We start from the raw sequence: 1389 nt of genomic DNA, 5'->3' as shown, positions 1-1389 counted from the left end.
AAAACCATGCACTAATTTTCACAGTAGAAAATATAAAAATAAGTATAACTAAATAATCTTTTATTATATAAAGAGCGCCTGTGATGTTGTCCGTTCGTAGCTTAGCTAGTTCCCGCGTTATATCGTTAGAAAACTGAAATGCCTCGAACCGTTTGTTGCTTAGCTTCCAAGAATTAGACGTTTCCATGAACTGATTCTCCATGCCGAATTATTAGTCAAACGGCATCGAGACCGCGCTTGATGTCATCAAGTACGTCGTTAACGTTTTCGATGCCGATGCAAATACGGATTGATCCGTCAAATATTCCGGCGGCCTCTCGCTGTTTTTTAGGAACTGTGGTGTGAGTGGTCGAAACCGGGTGCGTCACGAGTGTTCGTGCGTCACCGACGTTAGACACGTGATACATGAGCTGGATATTCTGCATGAACGTTCGACCTGCAGCCTCGCTATCCAGCTCAAACATAATCATGGCACCATGACCGACACGAGCGTCCAGCAATTCGTCGGCTATTTCGCGATCTTGCCCGGTGAAGAGCCCCGGATACGAAACACTCTTGACTTTGGGGTGCCTTTGCAAAAATCTGCCACGACTGAGGCGTTTTCGCAATGGCGTTTCATGCGTAAATGAAGTGTTTCCAAACCTTGAATTAGTTGAAAACTCGAAAACGGACTGATTGCGGCACCGGTATCGCGAAGCCACGTCATGCGCGCTTTCAACAAGAAAGGACTTCGACTCAAATCGTCTAGTTGTTTAACAGCCTCATGCCATAATATACCTCCATGCGCCTCATCGGGGCCATTGAAAATCGGGAAACGATTCGAATTCTCGAAGTTGAATGTACCGTTATCGGTTATCAACCCGCCGAGGGTTGTACCGTGGCCACATATATACTTCGTTGCGGAGTAGGTCGTAACGGCTGCACCAAGTTTGGCGGGATGGCACACAAAAGGGGTGGTTGTGTTATCAACGACTACTGGAATACCGAAACGCCTGCCGATGTCGGTAAGTTCTCTAAGCGGTAAAGGAATAAGGCACGGGTTAGAGAAAATCTCGCCAAAGAAGGCGATGGTTCTTTGGTCGGACTGTTGCTCAAACGATGACGGCTGACGTGGATCTGCTGGTCGCGCTTCAATGCCGAGGCGTTTGAAGGTGTTAAATAATAGATTCCATGAGTTACCATACAAATACTTCGAAACAACAATATTGTCACCCGGTCGTCCACTACACAAATTTACTAGCGCAAGAAAAGTCGCAGCTTGCCCGGATGCCACGGCTAACGCATCTACCGCACCATCGAAAACTGCATACCGCTGCTCAAGAATACGCGTAGTAGGATTAATGATCCGCGTGTATGTAAATCCGTCGCTTTTCACATTGTAAATATCCG

General features: G+C 46.9%; 2 pseudogenes. Both read right to left on the bottom strand.

Annotated elements, in window-relative coordinates:
• Window positions 1-187, bottom strand: a pseudogene (locus WM40_RS31965) (dihydrorhizobitoxine desaturase); the annotation flags it as partial.
• Window positions 188-215: 28 nt separating this feature from the next.
• A pseudogene (locus tag WM40_RS26975) lies at window positions 216-1375 on the bottom strand (O-acetylhomoserine aminocarboxypropyltransferase/cysteine synthase family protein).
• Between the last annotated feature and the right edge of the window lie 14 nt (window positions 1376-1389).

Origin of the sequence: Robbsia andropogonis (genome assembly GCF_000970345.1) — a bacterium.
GTDB lineage: Bacteria > Pseudomonadota > Gammaproteobacteria > Burkholderiales > Burkholderiaceae > Robbsia > Robbsia andropogonis.
Note: the sequence above shows the minus strand (reverse complement) of the source record. Positions and strands in the feature narration are given on the sequence as shown.